The organism is Bacillus sp. FJAT-25509 (genome assembly GCF_001420605.1).
Classification (GTDB): Bacteria; Bacillota; Bacilli; order Bacillales; family Bacillaceae_G; genus Gottfriedia.
This window is the reverse complement of record NZ_LJIZ01000011.1, coordinates 16,974-33,349: the sequence shown is the minus strand read 5'-3', so window position 1 is coordinate 33,349 and position 16,376 is coordinate 16,974. Positions and strand designations below refer to the sequence as shown.

The following is a 16,376-nucleotide window of genomic DNA, read 5'->3' as shown; positions in this document are numbered from 1 at the left end:
GCGTTCTTTTTTTATAGAAATTAGATTTTTAATTAAATCTATATCCAAACATAAGAAAACTCTAATAAATAAACTGTTGCAAAAATCTAATTTTCTAAAATACATATTTGCAAAACTTATGATTTAAGTTGATTTTTCATAAAAAGAACTATAATATTAAATAGATAGCTTGTACGGAAGCGGAGGGAGAAAATTGAGGTCTGATGCTGTAACAGATTACAAAGATAAAGCATTTGAATTATTAAAAAAAGATGCTGAAAAAATATTAAAATTAATAAATGTGCAACTAGATCATTTAACGATGCCACAATGCCCTCTATATGAAGAGGTTTTAGATACTCAAATGTTTGGATTATCAAGGGAGATTGATTTTGCTTCTCGTTTAGGTTTAATTGAAGCAGAACAAGGTAAAGAACTTCTTTCTGAACTTGAGCGTCAACTATCTGCTCTACATGAAGCGTTTACAGATCAAAAGAATAAATAATTATTAGCAATAAAAGTTCAAACAATAAATGTTTGAGCTTTTTTTTGTGAATTTTTTTAATTGTTATGAGTAATAAATCTATTAATCTATGTTACAATATTTTTATTTAAAAAGGGAATTTAGCAAAATAGTTGAATACATAAAGTATAATTAATCAAAGCAGGGATGATTAAATAATGTTAAAAAAATATTTGAAAAATATTGATTATATGATTTTTGTTCCATTATTAGTGTTGTGTTTATTTGGATTAATTATGGTGTATAGCGCAAGCTCGCCATTACCATCCATTAAATATCAGAGTGAACATTGGCCAAGCGATTATTTCTTTCATAAGCAATTAATTGCTTTTGAAGTAGGGATGTTTGTATTTGTTTTTTTAATGTTTTTACCTGCAACTTTCTTTAGAAAAAGAATTGCCATGTTATTAAATGTAGTTGTAAGTATTGGATTACTTATTGCAGTTTTACTCTTTGGTGAAGTAAGAAATAATGCAAAAAGCTGGGTATTTGGAATTCAACCAGCCGAGTTAATCAAATTAGGATCAATCGTTCTTTTAGCAGGATGGTACTCCAAGAGACAAAAGCGAATTACAAAGAACTGGAAAATGCTATTTGCTCCATGGAGCATAGTAGCTATTTATATCATCCTATTGAGATTACAACCGGATACAGGTACGGCGTTATTAATAATTGGTACTTGTGCTGTAGTTTCGTTTTGTAGTGGTTTTATAGTTAAGAGATTAATTCTCCTATTCGTTGGAGGAATTGTATTACTATATCCATTAATTAGTATTTGTATCAGTTTAGGGATCGGGTTAACAGATGTACAAGTTAATCGATTTTTAGCATTCCGAAATCCTTTTGATTATGCACAAGGAATAGGATTTCAAATCGTAAATTCACTAATCGCATTTGCAAATGGTGGCTTTACTGGAGTTGGATTAGGAAAAAGTATTCAAAAACTAGGTTACTTACCTGAGCCTCATACTGATTTTATTCTAGCAATAATCGGTGAAGAAACGGGTTTAATAGGAGTAATTGTAGTTATTTTATGTATATTCATAATTGTTTGGCGAGGCTTGTTAATAGCTCATCAATCAAAGGATTCTTTTGATTCATTATTAGCTACAGGTATTAGTGCAAGCATCGTCATTCAATCATTTGTAAATATTGGAGGAGTTACTTCACTAATTCCACTTACGGGTGTTCCGTTACCTTTTGTTAGTTATGGAGGAACTTCGTTAATCGTTATGCTTTCTATGGTTGGTATTTTAATGAATATTTCAATACGAAATAAGATTAATAAAGAAACTTTATAAAATCTTCAAAAATGCATTTTGAAAAAGTTTATTCTTAATTTATTGATAATTATCTTTCATAAATACAGGAGGCTTACAAATGACTTACACGAAACAGATTAAAAAAGTTCTTGTTGCTAACCGAGGTGAAATTGCAATTCGAGTATTTCGAGCTTGCACTGAGTTAGGAATTCGAACAGTTGGTATTTATTCTAAAGAAGATGAAGGGTCATATCACCGTTATAAAGCTGACGAAGCATATATAGTTGGAAAAGGTAAAAAGCCAATAGATGCTTATCTAGATATTGAAGGTATTATTGAAATTGCAAAGAAAAACGATGTAGATGCAGTACATCCAGGATATGGATTCTTATCAGAAAATATTAAATTTGCTCAGAGATGTGAAGAAGAGGGCATTATTTTTATCGGTCCATATTCAAGGCACTTAGATATATTCGGAGATAAAATTAAAGCAAAGCAACAAGCTCTTCAAGCTAATTTGCCAATCATTCCAGGAAGCAATGGTCCAGTAAACTCATTGGATGATGTAAGGGAATTTGGTGAAACTTATGGATTCCCGATTATTATTAAAGCTGCTCTTGGTGGTGGCGGTCGCGGAATGAGGATTGTCCGTACGAATGCGGGATTAAAAGATGCATACGAGCGTGCTAAGTCTGAAGCAAAAGCTGCTTTTGGTAATGATGAGGTTTATGTTGAGAAATTTATTGAAAATCCAAAGCATATTGAAGTTCAAATATTAGGGGATCACCAAGGGAATATCATTCATTTATTTGAACGCGATTGTTCAATTCAAAGAAGACATCAAAAATTAGTTGAAGTTGCACCATGTACTTCGATTAGTGATGATTTAAGAAATAGAATTTGTGACGCAGCTGTTCAATTGATGAAAGAAGTAGAATATGTAAATGCTGGAACAGTTGAATTTTTAGTTTCCGGTAATGACTTCTATTTTATTGAAGTAAACCCTCGTGTACAAGTTGAACATACGATTACTGAAATGATTACTGGAATTGATATTGTTCAAACGCAGATCTTAATTGCACAAGGTAATAGTTTACATAGTGATAAAGTAGGGATTCCATTACAAGATGAAATTCCAAGAATTGGTTTTGCGGTTCAAGCACGTGTTACAACGGAGGACCCACTAAATAATTTTATGCCTGATACTGGAAAAATTATGGCTTATCGTTCTGGTGGAGGTTTTGGTGTAAGATTAGACACTGGTAATAGCTTCCAAGGTGCTGTTATTACACCTTACTATGATTCATTATTAGTAAAAGTAACGACTCATGCCTTAACATTCGAAGGCGCAATTGCGAAGTTAAATCGAAATTTAAAAGAGTTCCGTATCCGTGGTATAAAAACAAATATTCCATTTTTAGAAAATGTTACGACACACCCAGATTTCTTGTCTGGTGAGTATAATACTTCATTTGTAGATTCATCTCCGGAATTATTTGTTTTTGCAAAAAGAAGAGACCGTGGAACAAAATTATTAAATTATATCGGTAATGTAACAGTGAATGGATTTCCAGGAATTTCGGTTAAAGAAAAACCAGTTTATGATGATATTATCATTCCAAATGTAAATCATATTAAAAGTGCTGAAAGTGGAACTAAGCAATTATTAGATAAATTAGGTGCGGATGAATTTTCGAAGTGGTTAAAAAATCAACCAAATGTTTTATTTACAGACACAACATTTAGAGATGCTCACCAATCACTGCTTGCAACGAGAATTCGTTCAAAAGACTTAATTACTGTTGCGGAACAAACGTCAAAATTATTACCTAACTTATTCTCTATGGAAATGTGGGGCGGAGCGACTTTTGATGTAGCGTACCGTTTCTTAAATGAAGATCCATGGGAAAGATTATTAAATTTAAGAGAACAAGTTCCAAATGTATTATTCCAAATGCTTTTACGTGGATCAAATGCAGTTGGATATAAAAATTATCCTGATAATCTTGTTAAAAAGTTTATTGAAGCATCGGCTCAGGCAGGAATCGATGTATTTAGAATATTTGATAGTCTAAATTGGATTAAAGGGATGGAAGTTGCAATTGATGCTGTAAGAGAGAGTGGAAAGCTTGCTGAGGCATCGATTTGTTACACAGGAGATATATTAGACCCAACTAGAACAAAATATAATCTGGCGTATTATAAAGAGCTTGCAAAGGATTTAGAATCGGCTGGTGCTCATATTTTAGCGATTAAAGATATGGCAGGTTTATTAAAGCCTCAGGCTGCTTATACGTTAATTAGCGAATTGAAGGATACTGTTGATTTACCAATCCACTTACATACTCATGATACGAGTGGAAATGGTTTATACACATATGTAAAAGCAATAGAAGCGGGCGTAGATGTTGTAGACATCGCAATTGGAAGTATGTCTGGATTAACTTCGCAGCCAAGTGCAAATAGCTTATATTATGCTCTAAAAGGTTCAAATAACGAGACGAACTTAAATATAAACGGTTTAGAACAGTTATCAACCTACTGGGAAGGTGTTCGTAAGTATTATAGTAGTTTTGAAAGTGGTATGGTTTCGCCACATACAGAGGTTTACCAGCATGAAATGCCAGGTGGTCAATATTCTAACTTAAAACAACAAGCTAAAGGTGTTGGTTTAGGAGACCGTTTTGAAGAAGTTAAGGATATGTATGGCAGGGTAAATCAACTATTTGGAGATGTCGTTAAAGTAACACCATCTTCTAAAGTAGTTGGAGATATGGCATTGTTTATGGTTCAAAATAATTTAGACGAAGATTCTGTATATGAAAAAGGAGAAAATATCGATTTTCCTGATTCAGTAATAGAGTTTTTTGAAGGTAAATTAGGACAACCTCATGGAGGATTTCCAAAGAGTTTACAACGGGTCATCTTAAAAGGAAGACAGCCATTAACTGAAAGAGCTGGGGAAACATTAAAGCCAATCGATTTTAAAGATGTTGAGGAGTATTTATTCAAGACGTTAAATCGCCAGGTTACTAATTTTGATATACTAGCTTATTGCTTATACCCTAAAGTATTTATGGACTATCAAAAAAATGTAGAAAGCTATGGAGACTTATCTGTACTTGATACACCTTCTTTCTTCCATGGAATGAGATTAGATGAAGAGATCAAAGTTGATATTGAACGTGGTAAAACACTGATTGTTAAACTTGTTTCGATTGGTCAAGCCCAGCCTGATGGAACAAGAGTTATATACTTTGAATTAAATGGTCAGCCACGAGAAATTGTGGTTAAAGATTACTCTGTCAAATCTACTGTCGTTCAAAAAAGAAAAGGGGACACTAGTAATCCAAACCATATTAACGCAACAATGCCAGGTACTGTTTTAAATGTACTTGTTAAAAAGGGCGATGTAGTTGAAAAAGGTCAAACATTAGCAATCACTGAAGCGATGAAAATGGAAACAACTGTCCAATCTCCATTTACTGGTGTTATAAGAGATATTCTGATTACATCAGGAGAGAGTATTTCTACAGGTGATCTACTAATAGAACTAGAACAAAGATAAAAAATACGATGTTTAGCGAAGATAGAGAAGCCCGCATTAAAAGGGCAACTCTTCTTCGCATTAAATTTAAATATAAAAAAAAGGTATTTCTTCTACAATTAAGTGGAAGAAATACCTTTTTTAAGAGATATTTTTATTTTGAAGTAACTCAGAATTTGAGCTTTTACTTCTTGCACAAACTAAACTTTGGAAACTAAATATTGCAAATAAGCACGAAATTAAAATCGCATGTGTTAATGCAACATAAATATTTAGGTTTGAAATAACAATAACAGCTCCACAAATTACTTGAAGTGTTACAAGAACTAAAGAGACTAACCAACCAAAATAAATGCCACGTTCATTACGATAGTATTTATAAGCATGTACAAATGCAATAATGATCCAAACGAATAAGATAAATGCGGCAAATCGATGTCCCATTTGTATCCATTCATGAAGCTGTGTAGGAATACCGTTGTTTGCTTTACTGCACAGTGGCCAGCTAGGACATGCTAAGCTAGCATTTTCGTGACGAACAAGAGCGCCGGTATAAACTACTAAGTATGAATAAATCCATAAACCGTAAGTATGAAATTTCATTCTTTTTCCGACATAAAAAGAATTTTTTTGATAATTGCGATCGCGTTCAAAAATTAATAATGTTAACATGACTACTGCAGCAAAACAAATTAGAGAAATACCAAAATGAATTGCTTTTACTGCTGGGATTTGACCCCAAACAACTGCAGCTGCTCCGATTAATGCTTGAGCAATTAGAAAAATACAAGAAATGATTGCTAAAAACTTTGTTTCTCTTTTATGAGGAATGACAATCCAAGCAAGCACTGCTAATAATAAAACGAATATCCCGGCAAGGCCTGATGCTGCACGATGAGATAATTCAATGACAGTTTGAATCGTTAGATGATCAGGAATGATTTGACCTTTACAAAGAGGCCAAGATCTTCCACAACCGAGTCCAGAATTAGTCTTTGTTACGAGTGCACCACCTAATAAAACAATTAAAAGAATGAATGAGGTTATTAACGATACCCCTTTTAAAACACGTAGCAAGTACATCCACCCACTTTTATAAAATAATAATAATTTTAAAATTTAATTATTAAAAAAATTATTCTGCTAATAATACTTCTATATCATATAAGATTACGACACAAAATTCAAAGGTAACCTTCATATTTAGACATATTATTTGTTTTTTCTTAACTTTGGATGTATTCATTTTTAAAATATAGAAATAATTAATTTTATAATTAAATAGTATTTAGTATTGAAAAGATAGGCTGTTTACGTTAAAATTTTTTTGAAACGTACACAATTTGTTCACATATTTATCACAAAAATTTCATTGAATTTAGTTTAATAGAAGTATGTCTAAATTAAAAACTCATTATGAACCATTAAAAAATGGGTATGAAAAATGAAATTTTGATAAAAAAGAGGAGGATTGACTTGGAACAATTAGCTAATAATGTTTCTAATAACGAAGAAACTAATCATCCTTCTAGTTCACTAAAGAAAGATTTGCTTTCTTTAATGAAAATAGGGATCGTAAACTCTAATATACTGACAACTTTTACAGGTATCTGGTTAGCAATCCAAATAAATGGATTAGATATATTAGATTATTTACCAAAAGCAATTATTACTGTAATTGGTTCATCACTAATTATTGCGGGATCATGTGTAATCAATAACTATATTGATCGTGATATTGATCCTTACATGGAGAGAACTAAAAACAGACCAACTGTAACAGGTAATATTAAACCAAGTGTTACAATTTCAATTGGTATTCTTTTATTAATTGTGGGCTTTACATTTATGGCTTTCACAACCTTAATGGCTGTTGTATATGCATTTATTGGTGCATTTACATATATCGTACTATACACTCTTTGGACGAAACGTAATTACACGTTAAACACAGTAGTAGGTAGTATATCTGGTGCAGCACCCCCATTAATTGGATGGGCAGCAATCGATGCGAATTTGCATCCAATTGCTTGGATGCTGTTTTTAATCATGTTTATATGGCAACCACCTCATTTCTTAGCACTTGCGATGAGACGTTCTGAAGAATATAAAAGAGCGGGAATTCCAATGCTACCGGTGGTTTACGGATTTGAAATGACGAAACGTCAAGTGATGATCTGGGTATTATGTTTATTACCACTGCCATTTTACATGCAAGCTCTAGGTTTACCATTTATTATTTTTGCAACAATATTGAATATTGGATGGGTTATTTTAGGATTATATTGTTATAAACAAAAGGATGATCAAAAGTTCTCTAAACTGATGTTTATATACTCCATTAACTATTTAACTCTTCTATTTATGTCAATGATTGTGTTTACAATTTCGTTTTAATTAGGGGTATTACGGGGGATTTTTTTATTGTTTGTTTAATCTTATTTTTAAATAAGAATGAAACACTTTAAATTGAAAGAGGGGGAAGTATTCTTATGAAACATTGGCGATTAGTCTCGCTAATTTCCTTGATAGCAGTTATTTTGAGTGCATGTGGACATGCAAATCAATCTACACTGAATCCTCAAGGTGAAGTAGCAAAAATGCAATACGATCTTATGAAGCTAAGTACGTTGATCATGGTATTCGTTGTTGCTGTTGTAACGGTTCTTTTCCTTTACGTAATCGTGAAATATCGTCACCGTAAAGGTCAAGAGAATATTATTCCAAAGCAAGTAGAAGGTAATCATTTCTTAGAGCTTCTTTGGACAATTATTCCTGTTATTTTACTTATTGTTTTAGCAGTACCAACAGTATCACAAACGTTTAAGCTTTCAGATGAGAAGCAAATAGCAAAAGATGAGAAGAAAAAAGATGCAATTGTTATTAATGTAAACGCTCATCTTTTCTGGTGGGAATTTGAGTATCCAAAACAAAAATTCATTACTTCTCAAGACATGTATATCCCAGTAGGTAAAAAAGTTATTTTGAACTTAAAAGGTCAAGATATCAAACACTCATTCTGGGTACCATCATTAGCAGGTAAACTTGATACAAACGTTGAAGGCGAAAACAAAATGTGGCTTTCAGCGGATAAAGAAGGTACATATAATGGATTCTGTGCAGAGTTTTGTGGTCCTTCACATTCATTAATGCAATTTAAAGTTAAAGTTGTAAGTCAAGCCGACTACGATAAGTGGTTAGCTGATATGAAGAATCAAAAAGGTCAAGCTGTAACAGCAGATGCACAAGAAGGTGAAAAAATCTTCAAACAAAGTTGTATTGGTTGTCATGCTGCAGATGCAAATGATACAAGACCACCTGCTGCACGACTTGCTCCAAACTTAGCTAACTTCGGTGATCGTGATATGGTTGCTGGTATTGCTAAAAATAATGAAGCAAACATCAAGAAATGGTTAACAAATCCGGAAGCTATGAAGCCAGGAAACCTTATGTCAGGTAAATATGGTGACTTATCAGCTGATCAGATTGATGCATTAACTGCATACTTAACAAGCTTAAAAATTGCAAAATAAATTAATGGATATGAAGCAAAGGGGGTAATACTGTGAGTTCTGTAGCGAAAAAGAAACCACTATTGTGGGACTACTTAACGACAGTCGACCATAAGAAAATTGCCATCCTGTATTTAATTGCAGGCGGATTCTTTTTCTTAGTTGGTGGGATGGAAGCGTTATTTATTCGTATACAATTAATTAAGCCAGACAACACATTTTTAGTTGGTGATGCTTATAACCAAGTATTAACAATGCATGGTACAACAATGATTTTCTTAGCGGCGATGCCGATGATCTTTGCATTTTTTAACGCGGTAGTACCATTACAAATTGGTGCTCGTGACGTAGCTTTCCCGTTTTTAAATTCTTTAGGTTTCTGGTTATTCTTCGTTGGTGGAGTTTTCTTAAACCTAAGTTGGTTCTTAGGTGGAGCGCCTGACGCAGGTTGGACTTCATATGCGACACTAGCTCTACACAGTAAATCACATGGTGTAGACTTCTACTTATTAGGTCTACAAATTTCAGGTATTGGTACATTAGCAGGTGGTATTAACTTCCTAGCAACGATTATTAACATGCGTGCTCCGGGGTTAACATACATGCGTATGCCACTATTTACTTGGACAGTATTTGTAACATCAGCACTTATTTTATTTGCATTCCCGGCATTAACAATCGGGTTAGCGTTATTAATGTTTGACCGCCTATTTGGAACTGCATTCTTTGATGCATCTTTAGGTGGAAACTCAATGATCTTTGAACATTTATTCTGGATTTTCGGACATCCAGAGGTATACATTCTTATATTACCGGCATTTGGTATCTTCTCAGATATCATTCCAGCTTTCTCTAAGAAACGTCTATTCGGTTACTCTTCAATGGTATTCGCAACAGTTTTAATTGGTTTCTTAGGATTCATGGTATGGGCTCACCACATGTTTACAGACGGTCTTGGTGCAGTAGCAAATGCAATTTTCGCTGTTGCAACTATGGCAATTGCAGTGCCTACAGGGGTTAAAATCTTTAACTGGTTATTAACAATGTGGGGCGGACAAATTCGTTTTACAACACCAATGCTTTGGTCAGTTGCTTTTATTCCATCATTCGTTCTAGGTGGGGTAACTGGTATTATGAACGCTGCAGCTCCTGCTGACTATCAATTCCATGATAGTTATTTCGTAGTAGCTCACTTCCACTACGTAATCGTTGGTGGGGTAGTATTTGGTCTATTTGCCGGTGCACATTACTGGTGGCCAAAAATGTTTGGTAAAATCTTAAATGAAACACTAGGAAAAATTACATTCGGATTATTCTTTATTGGTTTCCATTTAACATTCTTTATCCAACATTTCTTAGGTTTAATGGGTATGCCTCGTCGTTACTTTACATATTTACCAGGACAAGGCTTAGATACTGGTAACATGATCAGCTCAATCGGAGCAATGTTCATGGGTCTAGCTACAATCGTTATGTTAATTAATGTCGTTTATACAGCAATTAAAGGTAAAAAAGCTGCTGGAGATGCATGGGGTGTAGGTCGTACACTTGAGTGGTCAATTCCTTCTCCTGCACCAGAATATAATTTTGCTCAAATTCCATATGTACGTGGATTAGACGCTTTATGGGTAGAAAAAATGGAAGGAGACGGCAAAATGACACCTGCTGAACCACTAGGTGATATTCATATGCCAAACTCATCTATTTTACCATTTGTTATGTCAGTGGGCTTATTTATCGCAGCATTTGGGGCATTGTATAATGACCAACTAAAGAACCACACTGCAGTTGGTGTATTAATTCTTGGTTTAGTTATTACATTCGGTTCAATGTTCTTACGTTCTTGGATTGATGATCATGGATTCCATATCCATAAAGAAGACATAGCTGATGAGGGGGTTGAGGCATAATGGAAATGAATCAAAAATTTACAGCTGAAACGTTTCCTCATAACCCTGAAAAAGCTACAGAAGAAGGTAAAAATAAGTTCTTAGCATTCTGGCTGTTTCTTGGTGGAGAAACTGTATTATTCGCATCATTATTTGGTACTTTCTTAGCATTAAGAAACTCTACTGCTGGTGGAGCAAGTGCTTCTGAAATGTTCGAACCAAAATTAGTATTCATTGCTACAATGTTACTTTTAACATCTTCTCTTACAAGTGTTTATGCAATGTACCACATGAAAAACTTTGAACACAAAAAGATGATGCTTTGGTTAGGAATTACAGTTTTATTAGGTCTAGGATTTTTATTATTAGAAATTTACGAATTTAGACACTATATGCACGAATATCATTTTACAATTAAGAGTAGTGCATTTGGTTCTTCATTCTATACATTAGTAGGTACTCATGGTGCCCACGTATTTGTTGGTTTACTATGGATCACTACTTTAATGCTTCGAAATGGTGGAAGAGGTTTAAATTTATACAACGCTCCGAAGTTCTATGTTGCAAGTTTATACTGGCACTTCATCGACGTAGTATGGATTTTCATCTTTACAGTAGTATACTTAATGGGAATGGTGGGATAAGAAAATGGGTACAAATACAAACTCTCATCAAAGAAATCAAGTTGAAATAAAGTATCACAGACGTAAACATGCAGAAGAAATGAAACAACAATTAATTTCTTTCGCATTAATGATCATTTTAACACTTGCATCATTCGCAGCAGTATTATATAGAGATAAAATGGATAAATACTTTACAGTACCATTTATTTTATTACTTGCTGTAGTACAACTAGTGTTCCAACTTTATTACTTCATGCACATGAAAAATAAAGGTCACAGCACACAAGCTTTCTTCCTATATTCAGGACTAACAGTTGCTGTCATTACACTATTAACATTCTTAACATTAATCTGGTTATGATGAAAAAAGGAAGTGAATTTTATTCACTTCCTTTTTTTTATGCCTGTTTATGTTGATTTTCGATAACTAAAGGATCTGTTCCGTACACAACAATTTGGAACCAATTTTGAGTCCGATGCTACTTTCTGATATTTATGTTGTATAAGAATGATTAGTGGAAGAAAACTATAAAGCCGACAAAATATAATATTTAAATCGGTTTTGAATAATAGTAAAATGGAAAGGATGATTCAACGATGGACGTGGATATTCCTAAAGATGATGATATTGAAATGGAAGAAAAAGTGGAGCTAAGTGGAAGTATAGATAAATTAACAGAGCATCAAATTTGGGGTGCACAAGGTTTTATGGATATTCCAGATCAAGGTAAAACATACAGGAAAAGATATTTAGGAAACCGATATCAATAACTCGAGAAATCGTAGGTCGAGAAACAGATAACAAAGTTTCAAAGTTAGATCGAGGAAAAATATAGCCCTGTATAGGTTATTTATTTATGGGTAAAATTGATTTTTCTTGTTATACCAAGTATTATTGCCATTTCAACCAAGTTTTTCGTTAATACATATGGATACACAACAAGCACAGGCGTTATTAAATGGGTAATAGTGAAGATTATAATTAATCTTTAAGCAATTAGCGCAATGCTTTAATTCAACAATTATTTAGGAGCTGATTGATCAATCAGCTCCTATTTTACAATTTCAAAAAAACGCCTCGATTCAACTAACTCTAAGTGGTTCTTTATTATTAGGAGGCTGGCTAGTTTTTGAGGAAGACTCTTTAGTCAAAGCTAACAATAATATCATTCCTATGATACAAGCTGTACCAATCCATTGGAAAAAACCAAAAGGTTCTTTTAACCAGAAGATTGTTGTTAATACAGCAGCTAGCGGCTCAATGCTTCCTAGCAGACTTGATTCTTTAGGTGGCAGACTTTGCAAACTTTCTATATAGAACCAAAATGCAATCATCGTACCAAATATGATAATGAAGACCAGATATAAAATGGCTTCAAGCGTTAAGCTTTTATAGTCCATTTGCCAAGGCGGATGGATAAAACTTAATATTAAGCCACCGATAATCATAGCCCATCCGACAATTACAAGTGAGTCGTATTGTTTAAGTAATGGTACGGCATATAAAGTATAAAATGCTAAAGCTACTCCAGATAATACCCCCCAAGCGATTGCTGGTGCAGGCACAGATAATTGTGAGATTGAGCCGTTTGTTAATAAGAAAAAACTTCCAATTAAAGCTAGTGAAACTGTTAACAAATCTCTTCGTGTTAGAGCGGTTTGTTTACGGAAAATTAAGTATAAGATTATCATTACAGGTGCTAAATACTGTAATAGTGTTGCAACAGCAGCGTTTCCATGTTCGATCGAAGCCATATAGGTGTATTGAACCGCTAGCATCCCCAGTACTCCGAAAATAATCAATTGAATTGCAATCCTTCCAGTTTTCCAAACCCCAAGAATCTGAGAACGGTCTTTTCTGAAATACTGAATAGCTAAGAGTAAAAATCCAGCTATTAGCAATCGGATCGTAACAAGCCAATCGACATCGATTTGATATTGTTGAAAAAGTTTTTTTGCTACTGTACCTCCAATCCCCCAAAAAACTGCTCCCGTGATGACAAGAAATATTCCCTTTCGTCTATTCATGATTTTAGTCTCCACCTTCAAATATAAAAATAGTGTTATAATATTTTAAATGATAAGAGGAAAAACGCTAAAATAATACTCAAATCGAATAGAAAAATATAAGGATATTGAGGTGGTTATGAAGGAATGCAAATTAAAAATTTTATGGTAGACCAAAGTTTAAAAGAATTAACTAAACATCATACTGTTGTTTTACCAATTGCTTGCTATGAAACAACGATTAAGCAAAATATAAATGGTTATATACCTCTTCATTGGCATGATGAATTTCAGTTTGTTCACGTTGTTAAAGGAGAAACAATTTTTCAAATAAATGAAGAAAAAATTCTTATATCAGAAGGGGAAGGGCTTTTTATAAATAGTGGCTGCCTACATATGGCAAAAGATCGGAACCATTCAGACTGTGCCTATATTTGTTTAAATGTTTCACCAAGTTTCGTTTTATCTCAAGAACTTTATACAACTTTTGTAAAGCCTTATTATCAGGCGACCAATCTACCTTATTTATTCTTAAATCCAAAGGAGGTATGGGCCAATAGCATTTTAAGCTATATTTTGAAAATCAATCAGATGATCAAACAAAATTCACCATTCTATGAAATCGACATCAGCTTACATCTAACATTAATATGGAAGAATTTAATAATGAACGGAATTGAATTAGAGTATGAACAGTCTGTAGTAGTAAAGAGTAAGCGCATGAAGCAAATGTTAAATTGGATCCACTTACATTATTCTGAGAAAATACGATTAGACGACATTGCAAGAGTTGGTCAATTAAGCCGATCAGAGTGCTGTCGATATTTCAAACGGATGTTAAAAACTACTCCTTTAAACTATGTAACCGATTATCGAATACAAAAAAGTTTAATACTACTACAAGCGGAATCGAATGTCACTGATGTTGCCTATCAAGTTGGATTTAACAGCACAAGCTACTTTATTGATAAATTCAGAAAGTCGATGAACTTGACACCATTGGCTTACAAAAAACAAAAAGTATAATCATGACACAAACTCGTCGGAATGATAGAGTAATATAAAAAAAAGACAATTAGGTGGTGGTATTTTCATGAAACATCTTCTTCCTAGAATAGAAGATTTGTTGCAAACAAATTTTTCTTTGCACTCTGATATGGATGTAGATAATGAAGCAACGTATATATTTAAACAGCATCATAGTGAAGTATGGATGTTAACGATCAATGAATATCTTCATTTTAAGAGCAAGAATATCAATGAACTTTATTGGAAAAAAGCAGGTGTTTCCAATGAAAATGATGTTATTCAAGACGTGATTCAAGAAGTGCAAAAATTAGAAGTTGTAGTCATCACGGATGGAGAAGGAAAAATCAAGGGCTACATCAATTCTGCTATTTTAGTTTCGAAAGTGTTTGAGTCTTATCAATATTTAGAGGCCTATTTTCGAACGATGATTGATACGATGGATGGATCGGTCTCGATTGTAGATGAAGTCGGAAAAACAGTGGTTTGGACTCATGGTGCTGAAAGGATCTTTTCAATTCCTAAAGAAGAAATTATTGGGAATAAAATGGAAGAGTTTTTTCCAAAAGATATGTTATTAAATAAAGTTACGATGGAGACAGGTCAATCTTTTCGTCATAAACACCATAAACCTCGTGAGGATCTCTTTGTCATGATTAATAGCAGTCCAATCTTTATCAATGACCGAATTGTAGGTGCAGTTGCTGCTGAAACAGATATTACGAGTCAAGTAATAATGAATCAAGAACTTATGAATGCTTCCTCCAAAATTCTTCAATTACAGAAGGAGGTTTCAAGACTGCAATTGTCACACGATTCTTTCCAACAAATAAAAGGTTCGAGTCAATTGATGAAAGAAACAATTTCGTTATCGAGGAAAATGTCTGAAACGAGTGCGAATATTTTATTACTTGGTGAAACTGGAGTTGGAAAAGAAGTCTTTGCAAAAGCTATCCATTTTTATCAAGGATCATCTTCTCCATTTATAGCTGTAAACTGTGGTGCGATTACACCATCATTGTTTGAGAGTGAATTTTTTGGCTATGAAAAAGGAGCATTTTCTGGTGCAGATGCAAAAGGTAAAAAAGGAAAACTAGAGTTGGCGCATGGAGGAACACTTTTTCTGGATGAAATTGGTGACTTACCGTTAGATATGCAAGTGAAGTTACTTAGAGTATTGCAAGATAAAACGTATTACCGTGTTGGTGGTACAAAGCAGTTAACAGCGGAGTGCCGAATCATTGCTGCTACAAATAAAGATTTAGAAGCAATGGTTGAAGCTAATACATTTCGAGAAGACCTTTATTATCGTCTTAACATTTTATCTATTACGATTCCACCATTGAGAGAACGAAAAGAAGACGTAATGGAGCTCTTACATCAATTTATCTATGAGTTTTCAATACTATATAATCGAACGATTAAAATCGTTGATCCTCAAGTAACTTCTGCCTTACTACAATACGATTGGCCTGGAAATGTGAGGGAGATGCGAAATGTAATTGAACGGTTAGTATTACTATCAGGAGAAGAAACAATCTCGATCGGAGCCTTACCGCCAAAGATGTTACAATCTACATTATTATCGACTGGATACGATGACTCTTTACAAGATGATCTAAATGACTTTGAAAAAAATAAAATCATTGAAGCCATTCAAACAGAGAAAGGGAACAAGCAAGCAGCAGCAAAAAAACTAGGAATATCTCGAGCTACTTTGTACAATAAAATGAAAAAATTAAAGATTGAGCTTTAAAAACTAAAAGCCTTTACGACTAAATTAGTCCAGACGAGCGAAAGAAACTCCTGGGCTGATTTAGAACCGGCAATCAAAAGTTTACTCAAGTTACCTCCCCTTACTGAAGAATTTCTCCTCAATCCGTAAATAAGCAACCTTTTAATAAAGACTACTTATGACATACTCCACGGTTCTATCAAACTACTAGTGTCTAATTATTTAGACGCAAAACACTAAACAGTGTCTAAAAAGATTTACACTATTTCC

The 16,376-nt window shown here is 33.6% G+C and carries 13 protein-coding genes; 11 read left to right on the top strand and 2 right to left on the bottom strand.

The window, feature by feature from the left end:
- The first annotated feature begins 193 nt into the window (after nt 1-193).
- The 3 genes from AN960_RS06430 (at nt 194) to pyc (ending at nt 5,332) form a co-directional block, all read left to right on the top strand.
- Nucleotides 194-484 carry an Fpa/YlaN family protein gene (locus AN960_RS06430; protein WP_056468514.1) on the top strand — a complete coding sequence of 97 codons (291 nt, stop codon included), beginning with the start codon at nt 194-196 and terminating at the stop codon, nt 482-484.
- Nucleotides 485-660: 176 nt separating this feature from the next.
- The gene (locus AN960_RS06425) at nt 661-1,803 is read left to right on the top strand and encodes an FtsW/RodA/SpoVE family cell cycle protein (protein ID WP_056468511.1); all 1,143 of its coding nucleotides are present in this window, start codon (nt 661-663) and stop codon (nt 1,801-1,803) included.
- A 79-nt stretch (nt 1,804-1,882) separates the two neighbouring features.
- The gene (gene pyc / locus AN960_RS06420) at nt 1,883-5,332 is read left to right on the top strand and encodes a pyruvate carboxylase (RefSeq protein WP_056468508.1); all 3,450 of its coding nucleotides are present in this window, start codon (nt 1,883-1,885) and stop codon (nt 5,330-5,332) included.
- A 120-nt stretch (nt 5,333-5,452) separates the two neighbouring features.
- On the opposite strand, the gene AN960_RS06415 is transcribed toward pyc, so the two are convergent.
- Nucleotides 5,453-6,388 (bottom strand): COX15/CtaA family protein, encoded by a 936-nt coding sequence (locus AN960_RS06415; protein ID WP_056468505.1) that lies wholly within the window; start codon nt 6,386-6,388, stop codon nt 5,453-5,455.
- Between the two features lie 360 nt (nt 6,389-6,748).
- On the opposite strand from AN960_RS06415, the gene cyoE reads away from it, so the two are divergent.
- The 6 genes from cyoE to AN960_RS24385 all read left to right on the top strand — a co-directional run bounded on the left by cyoE (nt 6,749) and on the right by AN960_RS24385 (nt 12,109).
- Nucleotides 6,749-7,708 carry a heme o synthase gene (gene cyoE, locus AN960_RS06410; RefSeq protein WP_082459399.1) on the top strand — a complete coding sequence of 320 codons (960 nt, stop codon included), beginning with the start codon at nt 6,749-6,751 and terminating at the stop codon, nt 7,706-7,708.
- 95 nt (nt 7,709-7,803) lie between these two features.
- Nucleotides 7,804-8,844, top strand: a complete 1,041-nt coding sequence (gene coxB / locus AN960_RS06405) for a cytochrome c oxidase subunit II (protein WP_056468498.1) — start codon at nt 7,804-7,806, stop codon at nt 8,842-8,844.
- A gap of 32 nt (nt 8,845-8,876) precedes the next feature.
- The gene (gene ctaD, locus AN960_RS06400; protein ID WP_056468496.1) at nt 8,877-10,733 is read left to right on the top strand and encodes a cytochrome c oxidase subunit I; all 1,857 of its coding nucleotides are present in this window, start codon (nt 8,877-8,879) and stop codon (nt 10,731-10,733) included.
- On the top strand, nt 10,733-11,356 hold the full coding sequence (locus AN960_RS06395; protein WP_056468493.1) for a cytochrome (ubi)quinol oxidase subunit III: 624 nt from the start codon (nt 10,733-10,735) through the stop codon (nt 11,354-11,356). The genes ctaD and AN960_RS06395 overlap by 1 nt, the downstream gene beginning before the upstream one ends.
- A 4-nt stretch (nt 11,357-11,360) precedes the next feature.
- A complete protein-coding gene (gene ctaF / locus AN960_RS06390) occupies nt 11,361-11,699 on the top strand; it encodes a cytochrome c oxidase subunit IVB (RefSeq protein ID WP_056468490.1) in 339 nt (112 codons plus the stop codon).
- Nucleotides 11,700-11,935: 236 nt separating this feature from the next.
- The gene (locus tag AN960_RS24385) at nt 11,936-12,109 is read left to right on the top strand and encodes a hypothetical protein (RefSeq protein WP_156339633.1); all 174 of its coding nucleotides are present in this window, start codon (nt 11,936-11,938) and stop codon (nt 12,107-12,109) included.
- A gap of 312 nt (nt 12,110-12,421) precedes the next feature.
- On the opposite strand, the gene AN960_RS06385 is transcribed toward AN960_RS24385, so the two are convergent.
- On the bottom strand, nt 12,422-13,366 hold the full coding sequence (locus AN960_RS06385; protein WP_056468488.1) for an EamA family transporter: 945 nt from the start codon (nt 13,364-13,366) through the stop codon (nt 12,422-12,424).
- A 126-nt stretch (nt 13,367-13,492) separates the two neighbouring features.
- On the opposite strand from AN960_RS06385, the gene AN960_RS06380 reads away from it, so the two are divergent.
- Entirely contained in the window at nt 13,493-14,371 is an 879-nt protein-coding gene (locus tag AN960_RS06380) for an AraC family transcriptional regulator (RefSeq protein ID WP_056468484.1), read from the top strand.
- A gap of 67 nt (nt 14,372-14,438) precedes the next feature.
- On the top strand, nt 14,439-16,127 hold the full coding sequence (locus AN960_RS06375) for a sigma-54 interaction domain-containing protein (RefSeq protein ID WP_056468481.1): 1,689 nt from the start codon (nt 14,439-14,441) through the stop codon (nt 16,125-16,127).
- Nucleotides 16,128-16,376: the final 249 nt, after the last annotated feature.